The 19254-nt window shown below is 55.9% G+C and carries 19 protein-coding genes; 10 read left to right on the top strand and 9 right to left on the bottom strand.

Going from position 1 to position 19254, the window contains the following annotated elements:
- Positions 1–5 precede the first annotated feature (5 nt).
- The 4 genes from GTU67_RS02605 to GTU67_RS02590 form a co-directional block, all read right to left on the bottom strand.
- Positions 6–803, bottom strand: a complete 798-nt coding sequence (locus GTU67_RS02605; protein ID WP_075791080.1) for an anti-sigma factor family protein — start codon at positions 801–803, stop codon at positions 6–8.
- Positions 800–1306 (bottom strand): RNA polymerase sigma factor, encoded by a 507-nt coding sequence (locus tag GTU67_RS02600; protein ID WP_185778603.1) that lies wholly within the window; start codon positions 1304–1306, stop codon positions 800–802. Before GTU67_RS02600 ends, GTU67_RS02605 begins: the two co-directional genes overlap by 4 nt.
- A gap of 28 nt (positions 1307–1334) precedes the next feature.
- Positions 1335–1763, bottom strand: coding sequence for a nuclear transport factor 2 family protein (locus GTU67_RS02595; RefSeq protein ID WP_091874566.1), 429 nt, complete (start codon positions 1761–1763; stop codon positions 1335–1337).
- An 81-nt stretch (positions 1764–1844) separates the two neighbouring features.
- Positions 1845–2819: a LysR family transcriptional regulator gene (locus tag GTU67_RS02590; RefSeq protein WP_228892619.1), complete on the bottom strand. Its 975-nt coding sequence runs from the start codon at positions 2817–2819 to the stop codon at positions 1845–1847.
- Positions 2820–2874: 55 nt separating this feature from the next.
- Between GTU67_RS02590 and GTU67_RS02585 the strand changes: the two genes are divergently transcribed.
- From GTU67_RS02585 to GTU67_RS02545, 9 genes are all read left to right on the top strand, one after another.
- Entirely contained in the window at positions 2875–3891 is a 1017-nt protein-coding gene (locus GTU67_RS02585) for a YeiH family protein (RefSeq protein WP_185778602.1), read from the top strand.
- 217 nt (positions 3892–4108) lie between these two features.
- On the top strand, positions 4109–4936 hold the full coding sequence (locus GTU67_RS02580) for an IS5 family transposase (protein WP_027868003.1): 828 nt from the start codon (positions 4109–4111) through the stop codon (positions 4934–4936).
- Between the two features lie 25 nt (positions 4937–4961).
- Complete coding sequence (locus GTU67_RS15670) at positions 4962–5138, top strand: Tn3 family transposase (protein WP_136223706.1); 177 nt, start codon at positions 4962–4964, stop codon at positions 5136–5138.
- 115 nt (positions 5139–5253) lie between these two features.
- The gene (locus GTU67_RS02570) at positions 5254–5790 is read left to right on the top strand and encodes a zincin-like metallopeptidase domain-containing protein (protein WP_185778655.1); all 537 of its coding nucleotides are present in this window, start codon (positions 5254–5256) and stop codon (positions 5788–5790) included.
- Between the two features lie 660 nt (positions 5791–6450).
- Complete coding sequence (locus GTU67_RS02565; RefSeq protein WP_185778601.1) at positions 6451–6918, top strand: hypothetical protein; 468 nt, start codon at positions 6451–6453, stop codon at positions 6916–6918.
- Positions 6919–7152: 234 nt separating this feature from the next.
- Positions 7153–7320: a recombinase family protein gene (locus tag GTU67_RS15485; RefSeq protein WP_283245236.1), complete on the top strand. Its 168-nt coding sequence runs from the start codon at positions 7153–7155 to the stop codon at positions 7318–7320.
- Between the two features lie 243 nt (positions 7321–7563).
- A complete protein-coding gene (locus tag GTU67_RS02555) occupies positions 7564–7782 on the top strand; it encodes a helix-turn-helix domain-containing protein (protein WP_185778600.1) in 219 nt (72 codons plus the stop codon).
- Positions 7783–7795: 13 nt separating this feature from the next.
- Positions 7796–9466, top strand: a complete 1671-nt coding sequence (locus tag GTU67_RS02550) for a site-specific DNA-methyltransferase (RefSeq protein ID WP_185778599.1) — start codon at positions 7796–7798, stop codon at positions 9464–9466.
- 3 nt (positions 9467–9469) lie between these two features.
- The gene (locus GTU67_RS02545; protein ID WP_185778598.1) at positions 9470–12181 is read left to right on the top strand and encodes a DEAD/DEAH box helicase; all 2712 of its coding nucleotides are present in this window, start codon (positions 9470–9472) and stop codon (positions 12179–12181) included.
- Positions 12182–12422: 241 nt separating this feature from the next.
- On the opposite strand, the gene GTU67_RS02540 is transcribed toward GTU67_RS02545, so the two are convergent.
- Genes GTU67_RS02540 through stbB form a run of 5 tightly spaced genes read right to left on the bottom strand, consistent with a single transcriptional unit; the run spans position 12423 to position 18446 of the window.
- Complete coding sequence (locus GTU67_RS02540; protein ID WP_185778597.1) at positions 12423–12728, bottom strand: hypothetical protein; 306 nt, start codon at positions 12726–12728, stop codon at positions 12423–12425.
- Entirely contained in the window at positions 12712–15693 is a 2982-nt protein-coding gene (mobF, locus tag GTU67_RS02535) for a MobF family relaxase (protein ID WP_185778596.1), read from the bottom strand. The genes GTU67_RS02540 and mobF overlap by 17 nt, the downstream gene beginning before the upstream one ends.
- Entirely contained in the window at positions 15653–17299 is a 1647-nt protein-coding gene (locus tag GTU67_RS02530) for a type IV secretion system DNA-binding domain-containing protein (RefSeq protein ID WP_185778595.1), read from the bottom strand. Before GTU67_RS02530 ends, mobF begins: the two co-directional genes overlap by 41 nt.
- Before the next feature lie 41 nt (positions 17300–17340).
- Complete coding sequence (locus GTU67_RS02525; protein ID WP_185778594.1) at positions 17341–17730, bottom strand: hypothetical protein; 390 nt, start codon at positions 17728–17730, stop codon at positions 17341–17343.
- 8 nt (positions 17731–17738) lie between these two features.
- Positions 17739–18446: a StbB family protein gene (stbB, locus tag GTU67_RS02520; RefSeq protein WP_185778593.1), complete on the bottom strand. Its 708-nt coding sequence runs from the start codon at positions 18444–18446 to the stop codon at positions 17739–17741.
- Positions 18447–18576: 130 nt separating this feature from the next.
- Here stbB and GTU67_RS02515 point away from each other — a divergent pair, with 130 nt between their 5' ends.
- Positions 18577–18726: a hypothetical protein gene (locus GTU67_RS02515; RefSeq protein WP_185778592.1), complete on the top strand. Its 150-nt coding sequence runs from the start codon at positions 18577–18579 to the stop codon at positions 18724–18726.
- Positions 18727–19254 lie beyond the last annotated feature (528 nt).

Raw genomic sequence — 19254 nt, 5'->3', positions numbered from 1 at the left:
TAAGGTCATGACGGTTTCTCCAGTTGGTCGTACACGGCGGTGGCAACGCGCGCCAGTTCGGCCTTGTTAATTCCAGCCGACAGCGCATAGCCGAATTTGCCGTCGATCCAATAAAACACATTCACCGGTCCCTCCTGGGCGAAGCGAAAACCTGTGTCCTTGTTGTGCGCCTGGTCGGTCGACACGTACAAGGTGAGGCGCTGCCCGGTCGCGTCGTGGTACATGAACTGCGCCACCGCGCCTTGGGCGCCAGGGAGCAGGCGACCACCGATCAGCTCGTAGCCGAGTTTGCCCAGCCGGGGTGGCCGAATTGCCGTGCCGAGGCGTTTGGACAGCCATGCCACTAGCTGCTCTTCCTGGTCAGCCCCGATTTCCACCGGCCGCTTGACATCCGGGCTATAGACAACGTGGGCGATTGCGGCCTGATGGGCCAAGCCGGCAACGTACAGCGCCGGCCTGGCCTGCATGGAATCACCTTGGGCGTACTGAATCTCGCCTGCCTGCTGGCCATGCAGCAGCCACCCTGTCGTGCCGCTGAACAGGGCGATGGCAAGACCGGCTACCAGCCGCTGCCATTGCCACTGGCGCGGTCGCGCTGCGCTTAAGCGCTCCGGCACCGCTTCGTCGAGCACGGGATTGAAAAGCGCGCGCAGTTCATCGTTTTGCGCTGTATAGGCGCGCAGCCGCTCCGCCTCTTCCGGGCGCTGCGCCAGATAGGCGTCGACCTCGAGTCGGCGCGCGGCAGGCAGCTTGCCGTCGACGAAGGCGTGCAAGTCGGCTTCCGTGATGGGTAGGGTATTCATTTGACCACCTTCAAGGGTGCGATGTACGCTCTCCCTTCCATATTCGCGCGCATTTTTTCACGCGCGCGCGACAGGCGCGACATGACCGTACCGATGGGAATCTTGAGCGTTTGCGCGACGTCGTCGTAACTCATTTCTTCCAAGGCCACCAGCAGCAGGATTTCACGCTGTTCCTCTGGCAGCGCACGCAAGGCCGTTTCCATGTCGCGCAGTTCGAGTCCGCTTGAAGGACTGCCAGGTGCTAGTGCCATCGATGTCTCCTCGTTGAGCGCTTCCGTCGGCACTGAAGGCCGCCGCGCCTGGTCGATATGCAGGTTGTGCATGATGCTGAACAACCATGCGCGCATATCGCTACCACCCTCCCATGACGCCAGTCTCCCCCATCCGCGCTCGACCGTGTCCTGCACCAGGTCGTCGGCGCCGGCCCGATCGCCGACCAATGCCCGCGCATAGCGGCGCAGACGGGGAATGCAGGCCAGCAGCTGGTCGCGCGAATTGGGCATGGATGTCACTGGAGTATCGGTCGATTAATCAATAAGCTGCTGCGGTCAGTTTCGGATCGATCTGCCAGGTTTCGTTGACCAGCTTGCCATCGCGGTAGGTCAGCACATAGCGCACATTGACCTGTGCCTTGCCTTCGAACTGCACCTTGGCGACGATCGTCGCACCCTTTGGGTTCGCCGATTCCTCCAGAGCAAGCACAGTCACGCGCGCCGGCCCGACAGCCTTGCCGAACTTTTCCCAGGTGGCGCGAATGGCATCGGAACCGGCGTACATGCCGTCAAGCGGCCCGCCGACCCATGTCAGCTGGGCGTTGTCGGCATAGCCACGCATGATGACGGACGTGTCACCGGCGCCAATGGCGCTAAAGTGAATCTGCGCGGCATCGCTCATCGGGCTGGCGACAGCGCTGCCGATCGAAGCGATAGCGAGGATGACGGCGAAGGTCGCTTGTTTCATGAAATTCTCCCTGGTTGGGTCAGTCGGACGGAAAAAACCGGTGTTATCGAGGTTAACGGATCTGCGGATGATTTATTCCATCTATTTCAAATTAATTTTCGCAGGCGTTTCGTCGCGCGCTATTTGGGAGAGGCGGATCATCGCTTCCAGCGCCAGAGATGCCTTTGTCTTGTACCGTTCGGGATGGCGCAACATGTAGAACGCGCGCTCCGGCAAGTCGATGTTTGCTTTCGCCAGCAAACCTGCCCGCAGATGCGAGGCTACTACCAGTTCCGACATGGCGGTGGCGAACTTGCCGGCCATCACAGCGGAGCGGACCGCTTCGTTGGACGGCAATGTGAGTGCGATATCGAGTGCATCGAAGTCGACATGCATCGCCTGAAGTGCGCACTCGAGCGCCGAGCGCGTGCCGGACCCCTTTTCGCGCAAGATCCACTGTGCCTCAAGAAGATCCGCGTGCAGCAGCCTCCTCCCTGAAGCCCATGGATGGTGCGCTGCGACTACAGCGACGATCTGGTCGGATGCGATGGCATCGACCGATAGTGTCGGCTCGTCGATGGCGCCCTCGACAAAGCCAAGGTCGGCGCCCCCCTGAAGCACTGCTTGGGCGACATTATGGGTGTTATCGATGGTCACGCTCAGTGCGATCGCCGGATGCGCTTGGCGAAATTGCACGAGGTACTCGGGTAGCCAATAGCTGGCGATAGTCTGACTCGCATGAATGGTCAGCGTGCCACGTTTCATTCCACCCAGCTCGGCCAATGTCAGTTCGGCGGCGCGCGCGCTGGCGATCGTGCGGCGTGCTTCTATCAGGAAAATACGGCCCGCTTCGCTGATCTCGATGCCGCGGCCGACGCGATTGAATAGGGCAGTACCATAGCGTTCTTCCAGCACCTTGATCGAAGCACTTACCGCTGAAGGGGTGAGCGCCAACACTGCGGCGGCCTGGGTCAAATGCTGTCGCTCGGCGACTTCAACAAAAATCCGCAATTGTTCTAGTGTCATCTGATTGTTCAATTCTATTGAACGATATATTCGATATTGTAAGATGGACATAACAATCTGTCGACTTGATAATCGTTCTATTGAATTCGAGAATCAGGAGCGGCAAATGGTCAAGCAACCACTAAAACTCGTTCGCAACGCGCTGCCAGGCTTGGCACTTTGCGCTGTGGTTACTGCGATAGCTTACGCAATGGAAAACATCGAAAGCGCTTTATTTGGCCACGCATGGCTCGAAAGCCTGGTGCTGGCCATTCTTCTAGGCACCGCCGTGCGGACGGTGCATCGGCTCGATACTCGCTTCGAAGACGGCATCCAAGTCGGTGCGAAATTATTGCTGGAAATCGCGGTCGTGCTGCTGGGCGCTTCGGTCAGCGCCGGTGCGCTGCTCGAAAACGGCATCGGTCTGATGAGCGGCATCGCGGCAGTGGTCGCCATCGCGATTGCGCTCAGCTTTGCCCTTGGCCGTGCTTTTGGTCTGCCGCGCAAGATGGCCATCTTGATTGCCTGCGGCAATTCGATTTGCGGTAACTCTGCCATTGCCGCGGTGGCCCCGGTTATCGATGCGGATGGAAAGGACGTCGCTGCGGCGATCGCCTTCACTGCCGTGCTTGGCGTTGTCGTGGTGCTGGTGCTGCCGCTAACGGTGTCACTGTTGTCGTTTTCACCAACGCAGTTCGGTGTCTTTGCCGGGCTGACCGTCTACGCGGTGCCCCAGGTGCTGGCCGCGACCTCATCGATATCGCTTAGCAGCGTCCACATCGGCACCCTGGTGAAACTGGTGCGGGTGCTGATGCTGGGCCCAGTCGTGCTGGTACTGTCGCTGATTGGTCGGCGCGAAGGTGGTCGTCGTCCTGCGCTGTCGCATATGGTCCCGTGGTTCATCGTCGGCTTTTTGCTACTGCTGACCTTGCGCTCGTTCGGCGCCATTCCAGAGGCGGCAATTGCGCCGATGCACGTGACGGCGAATTTCCTCACCACTATGTCGATGGCCGCACTCGGACTCGGCGTCGATGCGCGCTCAGTCATGCGGGCCGGTTGCCGGGTCGCCGCAGTTGTCGTGTTGTCGCAGCTGGCGTTGGCAGTCATCAGTTTTTTCCTGATAAAAATGCTCGGCATCGTTTGAAGCACTGCCCGATTAGCGGCTACCGTTAGAAATCGAGGATCTGTATTTTTTTAATACGAGAAACTTGGTGGTATTGCAGAAAGTTACAGTCTGATACGCTTGGCAAGCAGTCGCGCAATGCGCTTGCCAGAGCGGTCTTGATTCATCGCTTAGAGACGGTTTGAAAACTCGGAAGCAACTATGATGTCCAAATGGTCCTCTTCGATAGGAGTACGCCATGTGGACAGCAGAGCAACGAACACGGCATAAGGTCCGGGTTCCCAAGGAGCGCAAGGGTTATCCTACTGATGTGAGTGATCAGGAATGGAAACTCATCGAGCCATTACTGCCGGGCGCTGCTCGTACTGGTCGCCCCCGCAGGACGGAACTTCGCCAGGTGATCAATGCACTTCGTTATCTGGTCCGTTCGGGCTGCGAATGGCGCATGTTGCCAAACGATTTTCCTCCCTATCAAACGGTGTATTACTGGTTCCGTCGGCTAGTGCGACGCTTCCTCTTCCGAACGATCCACGATCTGGCATTGATGCTGGACCGAATGTGCGAACAGCGCGAAGTCGTCCCCTCGGCCGGCATCGTCGACAGCCAGTCCGTCAAGGCACCAGGCGCACGTGAGCGCGGCTACGACGCACACAAGAAGATCAGCGGCCGCAAACGACATATCGCGGTCGATACCGACGGGCGACTGCTGGCAGTGAATCTGACGCCTGCCGACATCGCCGATTCAACAGGTGCGCAATCGGTCCTCGATGCTTTAGTCAAGCGTTGGCCATGGGTCAAGCATCTGTTCGGCGATGCGGCTTACGACCGACGCACCTTGCTCGACAAGGCAGCCTATCTCGACTTTACCGTCGAAGTCGTACGTGGCTTACAGGGCCAGGACGGCTTTCAGGTACAACCGCGACGCTGGGTCGTCGAGCGCACGTTTGCATGGCTGATGCGCTATCGCCGTCTTGTCCGGGACTACGAGCAGCGCCTTGATGTGTCGGAAGCGATGATTTTCATCGCGCTCGGCTCTTCATTACTGCACCGGATGCGTTTCCGGTGAGTTATTAAACCGCCTCTTAGGTGATATGTGCGACCGCGGCTTAAACCTGGTGACGGGCGCCATCGTTCTTTGGCATGCGGTGTTTCTGGAGCGGGCGACACAGGTTGCGCGCGGTCCTGGCAGCTCCCCGACGCCAGTATGCTGCAGTTTCGTGTCCTCGTTGGCCTGGGAGCACATCTACGGGACCGGATATTACATTTGAAGGAAGAGCAAGAAGGTTGATGAGAAAAATATCGGCCGCTGCGGACTTCAAGAATCGGTAACAGGGCTTAGCGCCCGATTTTTTCCGTTTTCCCTATTCTCCCCATCTAGATCAAATCGAAAACCTACCCGCCGAGCTGCAGGCCGACGAATCAGTCATCACAACCAAGGTATTCGAACCATGCGGTGCGGCCGAAAACTTTTTACTTGCTAGCGGTGCAGCAATTACGCACAAAGGGGGCAGGGCGTTTTATCGACCCAGTACAGACGAAATTTACGTGCCGCCACGCGAGGCCTTCACGACACCCGAAAACTATTACGCCACTGTGCTACACGAGCTAACCCACTGGACAGGGCACGCCAGTCGGCTGGATCGAAACTTTTCCAAGACCTCCCGGTTTGGCGACGAGTCCTATGCTTTTGAGGAACTGGTGGCAGAACTGGGGGCCGCGTTCTTGGTTGGACATTTTGGATTCGTTGCGGCAACCGTTGAGAACCACGCCTCATACATGGCAAGCTGGATCAAGGTACTCAAGAACGACAAGAATGCAATATTCACGGCAGCCAAGCATGCCGGTGCTGCAATGGACTATCTACTGGACATTGCCGATAAGACGGTCGACCAGCGTGATGGCTACAAGATTGCCGCGTAGTGTTGGGCAACTCAGTCTGATTAACCCACCCGTGCGGTGGGTTTTTTTATGGGGTTTTAGGGTGGGGCGTTCTCTTAAGTTGTGACGTTCTCAGAGCCTGCGTCGCATTATGTGGGGTCGCTATTTGTTGGGCCGGTTAGCGTGTGTGCGCGTTATCTTTTGGTGCGTGTCGGTGATGGCCGTGTCAGGTGCAGTCCGTATGTTGTCGGTGTGGTGTTGGTGGCATCTTTGGGGGTCGTGCTTCCCCACCTGGCTTTGCCAGTTGGGGCCCCATGGGTGGACGTTGCCCTTACGGGCTGGTTCCCTTAAGGTTGCAAATCCCCTTGGATTTTCTCCCTTAAGGTCACCACACAGTACGCACCCTGCGGGTGCCTTAAACCATTGCCAAGATTGGATATTTTTTGAGAGGGTGTTTGCATCGCGTAATACAACATGCGCGCAAACCCGCATGGATAAAGGATTTGCGTGTCTTACATCGACTGCATTGAGTTGTCATTTACCTACACATTCTCGCTTGATAACAAAAGATAACGAAAGTTATTTATTAAAAAACTTTAATCAACACTAATTAACTAAAACGTAACATTTTTTATTGTATTTAAGTTAAAAAAACATAAATTAACTATATTCATACAACGTAGCTTGAATCTGGTGCCAGTTATGACAAACCCACAACTTTTGGTTGATGAGCTGGAAAAATTGCTCAGTCAATGGGCAAAATTAGGGCGTCGCGCGCAGTTGGAAGCCGTTATGCCGATTGTTAGCAAGTTGATCGAGCATCGAGCGAGCTATCAAAATCTGGCCGATATGATGACAAGCAATGGTCTTGATATTGGCGGGCATGCACTGCGCCAGGCTCTTTATCGTTGGCGGAAAAAGAGTGGTTCCGGAGTGATTTCAGAATCTTTGCCCAAAGTGTTATCACCAGAGCTGGCGACAGTGGTTGCTGGAGAGATAGCTACAAACGGATCGCAATTGATAAAGTCTAATCCCGCATTTCTGTCGAGTGGTGTTGTAGATGAGAGGGGGCCATTGACGAAGGCATCTTTGCGAGAAATCAGGGACAAGCATATCGACCTAGACGAAATAAGTCGGCAAGCCAGAAAATTGAGAGAGCAAGAAAGTTAAAAGCAGGTGCATGTTATGTCTGTAAATGACACTTCGCGGAGCAAAGTCAAAACTTGCTAACCAAGCAGCGGCGTAAATTTGTTCGTCAAACGGTGGTTTTCTGAACAGATGAGAGTATTGCAATGTTTGTCGTGAGAGCTGCTTCCAAGTGCTCATTTATCCGTCAAGTTTTCAATGTCTTGGCTCCGGCCATCAGTCAACTTATAGGCTGTGTGTCGGGTGCCGGATGATTAGCTGCTTAAAAATAAACGGTCGGAGCTTGAACAGTGCCACAAAGCGCTGCGGGCATGGGACACCTTGGTGGTGTGGCTGCTGGATCGGCTAGGGTGCAGCTTGCCCGGCATAGTACAGATCGTGACCGTTCTTGGGTGGCGTGGTGTTGGCTTTGAAATTTTGACGTAAAAGATCGAAACCGGCAGCGCAGCGTGTAAGTTAATCTTCCATATGTTCGCAGCGCTGGCAAAGCTCGAGCGTGGTTTGACCGCAGCGCGTGTTCTAGGTCGTGCGCAGAAGTTTTAGGGAAGCCAAGTAAAAGACGATGCTAAAAGCGTTGGGAGCTCGTCTACTACCTGCCAAACTGATAAATTATGCTCTTTACGATTTAAGCCGACTTTATGCAATCTGAAACTACTGCAGGAGTGCTCGATGACTGCTGAACCTTGGGTTTCTGTGGACCAAATTGCCGAGCACCTGGGTGTCACGCGCGACTCCATCTACCGATGGATCGACCGAAAGCACTTGCCCGCGCACCGCGTGGGGCGCTTGTGGAAGTTCAAAGTGTCCGAGGTGGACGGCTGGGTGCGCGCCGGTGGCGCGGATGAAGAACAACGCAGCGATGGCCAGACGCCATCGCGCAAAATTTGAGGGGATGGGCTGAATGCCATCATTGAACTGGATCGGCAAAGAAGCAGTCGTTAAACATCACAAGGATGTCCCGTTTCGCCTGCTGGAACCGATGGCGGATCTTTCCTGCGGCCCGGCGCAGGGTAAAGACTCGGGCAACCTCATCGTGCAGGGTGACAACCTGCACGCGCTGAAAGCCCTGCTGCCGCGCTATGCCGGAAAAGTGAAGTGCATCTACATCGACCCGCCGTATAACACCGGCAACGAAGGCTGGGTATACAACGACAACGTCAACAGCCCGGAGATTCTTAAGTGGCTAGGCGAAGTTGTCGGGAAGGAAGGCGAGACGCTCGACCGTCACGACCGCTGGTTATCGATGATGTACCCCCGCTTGGTATTGCTAAAACAGTTTCTGGACGAGGATGGTGTCATATTCGTTTCTATTGATGATGACGAGGTGCACCATCTTCGTTCCTTGATGGATGAGTTATTCGGAACCCGACGGCGACTGGCGACATTTGTTTGGCGAACTGACGGCAACTTCGACAATCAGGCAAAGATCAAGAACTGTCACGAGTATGTGCTTGCATACGCAAACAACCCAGACCTCTTTCCGCACCCTTCTGTCGTTGATCCATCAATCGGCAAGGAAAGCAAGCTTAATCGATTACATATTCAAAACACGATTGTCAAAAATGGCCCGAAGAACCCCGTAAGCTCAATTGAGCTTCCTGCTGGGTTCCCGGCCAGCATAGACGCAGGGGTTATCCGAGCGCGCTCGAATCAATGGCCGCACTACGCGACAGATGTGAACATCGTGGATGGAAAACTAGCAACCCCGGTCACTGTTTCCAGCGGATGGTCCTCGAAATCGATACTTCAAAATTTCATCGACTCCAACTTTGAATCTGTGCTTGATTCGAAAGGGCAGCGCACACGCTTTGTTGTGACAGGAACAGGTGCGATTGAATCCGTTAAGGATCGCGAGCAGGCTAGCCATGTCATCACCGTCATTGGCGGTGTTGGTAGTACGCAGTCGCAGTCGAGTGCGCTGGCAGAAATGGGGTTTGCCTTCCCGTTCCCGAAACCCGTCGACCTGGTGCGCTATCTGGTTTCGATGATTCAAGGTAACGATTTCATTGTGTTGGATTCATTTGCTGGAAGCGGCACGACCGCACATGCTGTCCTGAAACTGAATGCCGAGGACGGTGGCAACCGTCGATTCATTCTTGTGGAAATGGACGACAACATCTCCCGGAATGTCACCCGTGAGCGGATCAAGCGGGTGGCCGAGGGCTATTCCAACGCCAAAAACCAAGCCGTCGAAGGCCTCGGTGGCGGCTTCCAGTTCTGCAGCTTGTCCGCAGAACCGTTGTTCAACGCCGATGGCCAAATCCGCAGCGACGTGAAGTTCGCGCAACTGGCTGAATTCGTCTGGTTTGCCGAAACCGGCACGGGCTTCACCGGCACCGCAGATTCGCCGCTGCTGGGCGTCCACGAAGGCCGCGCCATCTACCTGCTCTACAACGGCATCCTCAAGGATAAGTCGGTGGGCGGCGGTAACGTGCTCACCGGCCCGGTGTTCGATGTGTTGCCCAAGTTCGCTGGCTCTAAAGTGATTTACGCCGCTGCCAACCGCATGGGAGCCCGCACCGCGCGCGAAGGCATTGTCTTCAAGCAAACCCCTTACGCGCTAGAGGTTTAAGCCATGTCCGGATTTGCACCGAAAATCTATCAACAGCAAGTGCTCGACAGCGTGGAAGCTTATTTCAAGGCCTGCCACGAACTGGCGTCGCCCTCGATTGCCTTCACCGTCACCACCGAACGCCTGTGGGGGCGCGGCAACCCGTACAACCCGTTGTCGGGTTTCCCGTCCGATATGCCGTATTTCTGCCTGCGGGTGCCAACTGGCGGTGGCAAAACCTGGCTGGCGGCAAAAAGTGTCCAGCTCGTCAACACGCACTTGCTGCGTTGCGAGCACAGCGTGATTCTGTGGCTGGTGCCCAGCAAGCCGATCCGAGAGCAGACCATCAAGGCGCTGAAAGATCGCAGCCACCCGTATCACGCCGCACTGCGCGAGGCGGGCCCGATCACTGTGCTCGATCTCGAAGAGGCCAAAAGCGTGACCCGCGCCACGCTGGATACGTCGACAACGGTAATCGTGGCCACGCGGCAGGCCTTCCAGGTAGAAGAGGAAGAGTGTCGCAAGGTGTACCAGTCCAGCGGCGCACTGATGCATCACTTCGACAACCTGTCGCCCACACAACGCGATGAGTTGTTAACGGATGGTGAAGGCGGCGCGCGCACTACGCCGTACTCCCTGGCCAATGTGCTACGCCTGCGTCGCCCGTTCGTCGTGGTGGACGAGGCACACAACAGCCGCACTGAACTGGCCTTCGATATGCTGGCCCGCTTCCGCCCCAGCGGCGTGATGGAACTGACCGCCACGCCTGACTTGGAGCGCACGCCTAGCAACGTGCTGCACAGCGTGTCTGCCGCCGAGTTGAAGGCGGAAGAAATGATCAAGCTGCCGGTGGTGCTCGAAGCGGAGCCCAACTGGCAGCAGTGTCTGGCCGATGCCATTGGCCGACGCGATGCACTGCACAAGCTGGCTGATGAAGAGCGCCGAGCAGGTGCGGCTTACCTGCGCCCGCTGGTGCTGATTCAGTCGGAACCTCGCCGTGCTGGCATCGAGACACTGGATTTCGAGAAGGTCAAGAACGAGCTGATCACCAACCACGGCATCCCCGCCAGCGAAATTGTGGTGGCCACTGGCGAGGCAAAGGGGCTGGAGCAGATTGACGCCGATTACAAGCTGGGCATTGCCGATCCGGCCTGCCCAGTGAAGTTCGTCATCACCCAGAAGGCGCTGGCCGAAGGGTGGGACTGCCCGTTTGCCTACATTCTGGTAAGCATGGCCTCGCTGTCCTCGGCCACGGCGGTGGAGCAGTTGCTCGGGCGCGTGCTGCGGCAGCCCGGTGCCAGCCATCGGCAGGCCCGCGCATTGAATCAGTCCTATGCCTTCGTTGTGTCACGCAACTTTGCCGAAACTGCGGGCGCGCTGCGGGACCGTTTGGTGGCCGGTGCCGGTTTCGAGCGGCGCGAAGTCGCCGAGTTCGTGACTGCCGCTAAGGCCGAGCAGGCCCGACTGGACTTGGAGGGCCACGCCGGACGCGTTGTCGTTCGGCCAGTTGCGATTACCTTATCCGAAAAGCCCAACCTGAAGAGCGTGCCAAAGCCGGTGCGTGACAAAGTCAGTTGGGACGGCAAGCTCAATACGCTGACGATCAGTACGCCGCTCACGGAAGATGAAGCCGAGGTGCTCAAGGCGTCGGTCACATCCGAAACCGCTGCGGCGGCGATTGTGGAGGCCGCCGAAGTCAGCCGCACCACGGCGATTGAGTTCTTCCAGACGCCTGCGGAGTTGGGGGAACGCTTCCGTGTGCCGCAGTTGGCCTTGCGCTTACAGGGCCAACAAGGTGACTTGGCGCTGTTTGATGACCCGGAGGTGCTGGAGTATCCGTGGGACCTTTCACCCTACGATGCCGCACCGACGACCGATGACCTGACGGCCTTGGGCGCCGCGCTGAAGGTATCGGAAGGCGGTGAGATCGACATCGATGCGGGTGGCCACGTGGTGTCGCGCTTCCTGCCAGAGTTGCAGCGCGATCTGGGCCTCGTCTATCAACCCGAAAACTGGGATGAAGTTCGCATCGCCACCTGGCTGTGCCGCAACCTTCCTGAGCCGTCATTGACGCACGCCAGCAAGCAGGCATTTGTTGCTGCGTGGGTCTCCGATCTGCTGCGCCGTGAAGGTTTCACGCTGGCACGCGTCAATCTTCAGAAGTTTCTGATCCGCAATCTGATCGAGGCACGCATTCGTGAACTGCGTAAGCAGGCTGTTGGCAAGGCTTTCCAACAAGCGCTATTCGCTGACGACGCGGCTGAGCGTGTAGCGGTGACGGATCAATACGCCTTTGAGTTTCATGCCCAAGCCTACGCGCCCAGCCGTGACTACGATGGACGCTTTGGGCACTTCGATTTCCGCAAGCACTTCTATGGGCGCATGGGTGACTTCGACAGCAAGGAAGAATTCGAGTGCGCCAGCCAGTTGGATATGTGGGCGCAGCAGGGCCGCATCCAGTTCTGGGTGCGCAACCTCGTGCGGCGCGAAGGCAGTTCATTCTTCTTGCAGAAGGCCGATGGCCGCTTCTACCCAGATTTCCTCTGCCAGTTGCCAGGGACGGCAGGCCAGACGGGGCCGATTCTCGCGGTTGAATACAAGGGCGCGGATCGATGGAGCGGGGCTGAGGATGACCGGCTGATCGGTGGCCTGTGGGCCAACCTGTCAGAAGGCCGTTGCCGGTTCGTGATGGTCAAGGACAAGCGGTGGGATTGGGTTGAGGGGGTGCTGAAGTGAGTGACTTCCAAAAGCACTACGCCCTGTGGGATGAGTTCCTTACCGTCTGGCCTGCCTCGCGGCTGGCCACGATGACGCTGGACGACTATACCCAGGCAGGTCAGAGTGGGAATGATTAAAGATCATTTCTAGTCGATTCTAAACTTCGTTCTTTCGGATGAGAATTCTTCCGCGACTAGTAGGCAGATAAAAATTATCTAAATTGTTTAGACATCTTTTCTGAATAGGTTGAAAAGGCTTTTTATCCAAGCCACTGCCCGCAACCATCCCAATGCCAATTGATCTTGGACCTCATAATCGAGATTGATTTTTGGTCCTTTTGCTGTGCCAGTAGGCGCTGCAATACATCTTGCATGTGTTCCAGGCCTTGTGGCGCAATTTGCTGGCCATAAGCTCGGATCGTTGCATGGGCTTTGTCGATCTCAGCCTCAAACGGTGCCATGATCCGATCATATTCGTCCATGTCATCGTCATAGGCCTTGGGGTCAGGTTCAATCGCTACCAGGTACTCCAAGGCGCTAACAAAATCTTCATAGCTGGTGGTCATGGTGCTGTTTCTCCAAAGAGGGTGTTGATTCATGGTTGTGTTCGGCCTGGCGAGTTGCTTGAGCAATGCCGATATCGAGCGCAGCGCCTTTTTCCTCACGTCGGCTGACGGCAAACGGCAACTTGGCCATGTCGTTAGTGTAGACACTGATTTTCTCTTTTGCGCGTGAGATGGCCACGTAGAAAACGTCAGATTTGGTGGTCCGACTGTACGTTTCCTGATTCAAGATGACCTGCGTTGCGGTAAGACCCTGGGCGCTGTGCACAGTGCTGGTGTAAGCGTAATCCATATGCAGAGGGTGCGTTTTGTCGGCATCAAGCATAAGTCGCCGGGTTATCGACCCGTTGTCATCCCGTTTTCCTATCGTTACGGTGGTGGGAGTGACGGCAAGCACTTCGTAGCGCTCGCCATTGACCAGATCGAGTTTGGCATCATTTCGGGTGATGCGTACGCTATCGCCGGCGCTCAGTTCAGATTGACGAAGTTCATAAATTGACAGTTTGGTTGTGCGCGACGGGTTGAACTCGACGGTTACCCCCGTTTGCAGGTGAGCAACCTGAATGCGGTTAAGTTGCGTGTCAACTGATATGACTTTGTACTGATTGCCCGCAAGCAGGCCATTACGATAGTCACGCTCGGGTTGAATGATGGTGCCCACTTCGTAATATCGCGCTGACCGTCGTTGTGCTTGTGTCGTGTCCACACGTGTATGCAGATAGAACGCGAAACCTTTGCCTTTGAGCCCAAGCTTGTCATGCACCAGGTCGTTCAGGGCAATTCGTGATGCATTGGTGCCGGTAATGATCAGCGTGTCTTTACGGGTTACCTGATCGAGCGACACGTATTGATCAGCCATTGCTGTATATCGGTCTGGGCTTTCTTTGATTTCCAGTACTGAATCTAACTTGGTCTGGATGATGTGAAGCGCTTCAGAGGCCCGACCCTGGGCCGCTAATTCGACAGCCTTGCGAAGCAGAGGATCTTTTTGGCGAACAATGTCACCCATGAGCGCTGTTTGCATGCCCTCATCTTGCAACTGGTGCATCGGCTTGCCGGCCTCAATGGCTTTAGTTTGATCTTTATCGCCCAGCATAACGACACGGGCGCCAGTGCTTTCTGCCTGTTTCAGGATCTTTTCCATTTGGCGGGTTGGAACAACACCGGCTTCGTCAATCACAAGGATCGTTTTGCCATCGAGTTTGAATCGACCTTGTTTAGCTTCGAGCATAGACGCTACGGTAACGGCCTCTACACCAAGGCTGCGAAGCTCTTTAACCTGCGTTCCGTAGGGTGCGACTGATTTAACAGTGTAATCAGCCGACTCGATAACTTTCTTGACCTCGTTGAGCATGAAAGACTTGCCCACACCGGCAAGACCCTGCACGCCAATAATTCGGTTCTTGGTCCCCAGGATCAGGTCTGCGGCCGCCAGTTGGCCAGGCTTGAGACCTTTATCGGCTAATTTTTGCTTGATCACGTCTGGTGTCATGATGGCCTCAACTTTTTCGCGACCTTCACGCTCGATCTGAAAAATTCGCTTTTCGCGTTCCCGTGCGGCCTGTGTCGTATACCGTGCCTCATCAAGGAAAAGGCTTCCTGTCGCGATCGCCCGTCGTACATTCTGGCGAGCTTCAGACGGGGTAGCGCCTTCTCGTACCAGGCGCTTGACCCATTCTTCACGCGATAGGGCGGTACCAATATCGGGGATATCGTTGGAGCGGTAAACGTGGGCACCTTGAATTAGATGTCCGGCTTTGAGCGAGCGATCAACGGCCAGTTGAATGTGCTTGACCGATATGCCGGTGCCCATGCTGTGATTGAGCGCCAGTTCTGTCAGGACGGACTTACGAATGACAGCCTCACGTTCGGCATGATGCCGTATCGCCCATGCCACGCACTGGTCGGCAATGCTGCTTTGAAGCTGGTCGCTAACAGTTGTAGGTGATTCCGGGGTAATCCCAGGGCTCGGTGCGTTTGGATGCTTTTCATCCGGTGTGGCAGAAGGGTGGGGCTGGCCGGGCATTGTTTTGTCATGACCAGGCTTGGTGAATTCGACCGGTCGTTTTGCGGCCGCAAAGTCGATACCCAGGTCTTTGGCTTCTTTTTCCCATCCCTTTTGTAAATCGTCACGGGTGATTTCAGGGCGTTTGGCGTTTCGTGTGGCCAGGGTAATGGTTTGCTTTAGATCATGGGAGGCGGTTTTACGGGTTTTGCCCATCTTGGCCAGCTCGGCTTCTACCGACATGCTCCGTTTGGAAAAATATTCGATCTGTTCGCGGCTGATATTGGCCAGCTCGAAACTGTCTTTTTCATAGCGAAGGGCGTAACCAGCTCTTTCCAGATACGCCGCCATTTCGTTCTTGTAGATTGTGTCCAGCAGTTTCTTGTTTTGGAAAATTTGCTCATTCGCCACAGAGACCCATTTGCCGTCCGCACGGCGGGTGGCATTCATGATGATGGTATGGGTATGAAGCTGCGGGTCGGCATGATCTTCTTTGGAAGGGCGTGCTGTTTCGTGTCGAAACTTCGCAGCAATGATATTCGCTGTTTTTTCTGAAGTCGTAACGCCGTCGACTTTCTGGCGAGCCCTGACCAGCTCGCTTTCGAGGTATTCCAGCGCTTTTTGAACAGCATGGTCATGCGCTTCAAGCACTTTGCTGTCTTTACCAATCAGCGCCTGAATACTCACTGATTTTGGCGCTGAGAACGTTAGGTCTTCTCCGGCCCGAGACTTAGCGTCTTTTCGGATCGATTTGGCAAGGGTGACATTTGGGCCGAAGTCACCCTTGAGCGCAGCGGTGAAACTTTCTTGGGTAATGTTGCCTTCTAGCCCTATCTGAGCGGCACCTTGTCCTTGCCACTGGGCCGAGTTGCCATCCCGGCTGTAGTAATCGTCCTTTTGGTCAGCGTAGTAGTGGCCGACTTTATTCGCGTTGCCCCTGTGTAGGGTCTTCAGGGAGATCATTGCTACTCCAATGCGTGGTAACTACGCCGTCTTCATCCCAGGTCGTGTTTGATGCTGGGCGAGCTGACAGCGTTGTTTGTTCAATAAATGAGGGGTTTCGGGTGACAAACGAAAGGGGCTTGAGCACAAATTTGGCGATCGGCCGATCTTCAGCAAAGGCGACGTAGCCCGTCAGCTCTGGCAAGGCCTGAATTTGCGCGGCTGTGACCACGGCTTCAGTTTGCCGAACCAGTCGTTCGCTGGTGCCTCGGGAGCCCCCCGGATTGCGTGAGTCGGTGTATTCCGGTCGGGCAACCTCATGCTCGCCCAGTGCCGTGGACATTTCCTTGGCGGTCTCGGCGTCAGTTTTAGAGCCGCCCAGCACCACCAGGTTACGAAAACTGGCCCGTAGGGTTTGGGACATGTGTTTGCCGTAGATCTCATCGAGCTGGGAGACGGTCTGCAGGCCTGCCACGACGCGCACGCCGTGCTTACGACCTTTGGTGAGCACGTCTTCAAGGGATGCCAGCTTTTCCAGCGAGGCCAGCTCGTCAATCAGCAGCCACCAGCGTCGGTGGGCGCTTTCGGGCATGGATAGGATCGAGGAGCAGAAAACGTCGACCCAAGCAGAAAGCAGGGGCTTCATCGCTGTTTTCATGTCTTCGCGCCAGGTGATGTACAGGCAACCTTTGCCGTTTTCCATCCAGTCCCGGATACTGAAGTCGCCGGTGGGCATCGAACGATGCTCCGACAGCTTGTTGGACAGCACGAACCGCGCCGAGTCAAAGGCCCGGGTCGATTCGGATGCGCCTGCAAACAGTGATGCAGCTTCGGTGTCTTTGAGGAATGTCTGAATTTCTTTGAACGGCGCCTCGCAACACCAATAGTTGACCTGGTTGATATCGTGAATGTTCAGCTCAAATAGCTTGCGGGAGACAGCACGTAAGAGCAGGCGACCAAAGCTGTTCCATTCTTCGGCATTGGCATCTGCACCTAGCGGAACCACGGAATATGACAAGCGCTTCCAATCGTACTCAGCCCTGACCTCGTTAAAGTACATCCAGGGTTGGGTGCGCTCATCGTAGGGATTCAGGATGACATCGTCCGGTCGGCCGAACTTGCTGTACAGATCCCCGTTGGGGTCTACGACGACCATGCGATCGCCACGTTTGAGCGCCGAGAGCATCAGCTCGCGCAGCAGTACCGACTTACCGGAGCCAGTCGCACCATTGATCAACAAGTGAAGGTTCTCAACAGAGGCTGGCATGGGGACGCCAGCAATACGGACTTGCTGGGTTCCCTTTTCGGTACATAGACGAACCAATCGCTTGAACGGCACGACCTCGGTACCGCGAATATGGCGCTTGTAGCCCGCCCCATCAAAGCCCTCGCTCTTAGAGATTTTTTTGAGCGAAATAGCCAGGATAAAGCTCAGTATCAGGCCTGCGCCCAGGGCGATCATGAGCGGTGGATACGCAAGGGTTGACCGTATCCAGTGCGAGAGCAGCAAGAAGTTAATCGATTGGATGGACGTGCCGCTCAGAGCCATGGCGGTCAGCAGCCATGCAGAGAAGGGCAAAACGACGAGCGAGAGCTTGATAATCCGACGACGTATATCCGGCGCCATGAGGCATCTCCAAGAAGAGGTAAGAGTGGGCGGGCTACTGTTCAGCCCAATAGCAACGTTGTGACCAGCACACCTAACAGGCCGCCCAGTGCGCCGGCAGTCGCGGCGATTGCGGCGGTGACTTTCACGTTGCCTTGCCCAACCCTGGTGAGGTGTTGTTGTGTGATTAAGAGGCGCTGATTGGCCTGGTTGAGCGTGGTGGTGGCGTCTTCGCCGGCTTTTTCGATGCGCGCTGCAGCCTGTTGCGTAGCGTGATGCGTGGCATGACGCAGCTGTCCTGTGAAGCTCTCGATGCGCATTGATGCTTCATCGATTTGCTTACCGATCGCCTCTTGGCGCTGGGCCAGGCTATGGCCTTCGATAAGCAGATCGCGATACAGGTATTCGAGCTTGGAGCGCGATGTGGCTGGGGTTTCGTGTTCGACGTGCATAGACAGGTCTAAGTGAAGAGGGCTTTGAACGTTTGGTCGAGTTCGCGGTGGACTGGGCGCGCCAGACTTTGCAAGGCGGCAAGGTCACTGAGTCGGTCAATTTCTTCATCGTCATTGGGGTCGGTTTCGCGCACCTTTGCGCGGTAATCGGTTTGATCAGCGACGATGGCCTCGATGGTCAGACGCCGGTTGGCCAGCAAGTCGAATACCTCGCTTTCCAGAATCTGGGCTTGCGGGTTGGCCAAGAAAGCGCGAGATAGCTGCGCGTAGGCGAAGATCGGTGCAAACTCCTCCACAGCACTCACATCGACGCGGTTAAACAGCACGCGAATGCGCTCTGGCGTGACGCCAGCTCGACTGAGGGCTTCGATTGTTTTGATGGTCTCGCGCTGGGCTTTGCCTGTTGGCACTACCGGCAGCACGAAGCAATCGATTTCGGCTTGCGCCTGGTCGTATTTGTTAAGTTCGGCCAGAAAGTCCTCGATGTTTGAGGCGCCCACGTCCACGATGGCAGCGCGGGCTGTCAGCAGTTTGCGAAAGAGCTTGCCAAAGTGCGCGCCGCGCAACTGATCGACGTCAAGGCCAAGGTCGGCGGCCGACTCGTTGGTGGATTCAACGGCGATGATTTCGGCCTCAGGAATGCGCGGGGCCAGCAGGTGGCTGGTGACGACGGTTTTACCAACAGATCCGGAAAAATTAACAACAGCGATTCGCATGGAAACTCCAAAGGTGTGTGAAAGCACTGACGCCGATCGAAGGGGTGCCAGATGCCTTGGGTGGTTATGGGGTGAGCGCATTGGCTCGGTGAAATGCGGTTGGGTTGTCCAGCCGTAGCGATCCCTCGCCATGGCCGAAGCGATGTCGGGCAAAGCCCGTAACGGGTGCTACCTGCTGGCAGGGTGGTTCACGCCGCCGGGCGAACTGCGAGGGGCGCAGGCGGGTGCAGTCTTAGGTGTCGGTTCGTGCTCAGGCCTGGGCTGGCCCTGGGTCACCTAAAAACGACTTTTGTTCTCGTCGACGAACGGTGGGGGGGCTAGGCGTAAGCCTCCTAGGCATGCGTCCGTTGTCAGGGGTCCACCTTTCCCCGCCCGAAGGGAAGGGGACTGGTGTTATCACAGGCCGGCGCCGTCAGGCGTCGGGGCGAAGGGAGCGCAGCGACCGAAGGGTAGGCGCGCGAAAGCGCGAAAAAAGCGCTCGCTGTTTTCACGGCGGTGCAGTTGTGCACAGGTCGTTTCCTGTTTTAAATAAGTTTTAAATGTTTTAATAAGTTTTAGGCTGTGGAAAAGCACTTTTTCTAGCACAAAATCAATGGCTTAAAAATGTGTCTGGTGTGTAATAGACAGCATTTGGTGTGTAATAGACAGCGTTTGGTGTGTAATAGACAGGATTTGGTGTGTAATAGACAGCGCTATTTCGATGGTTTGGTAGTTATCCACAGAATTTGACCGGGTACCTTTGTCTTTTACACACTGGCGTGTGTGTTGCGCCCTGATTGGCTCACAAAAACCAGCCTCGTAATGTCTA

Origin of the sequence: Pusillimonas minor (assembly GCF_014237865.1) — a bacterium.
GTDB classification, from domain to species: Bacteria; Pseudomonadota; Gammaproteobacteria; order Burkholderiales; family Burkholderiaceae_B; genus Neopusillimonas; species Neopusillimonas minor.
The sequence above is the reverse complement of the archived record's forward strand: the minus strand, read 5'-3'. Positions and strand labels throughout refer to the sequence as shown.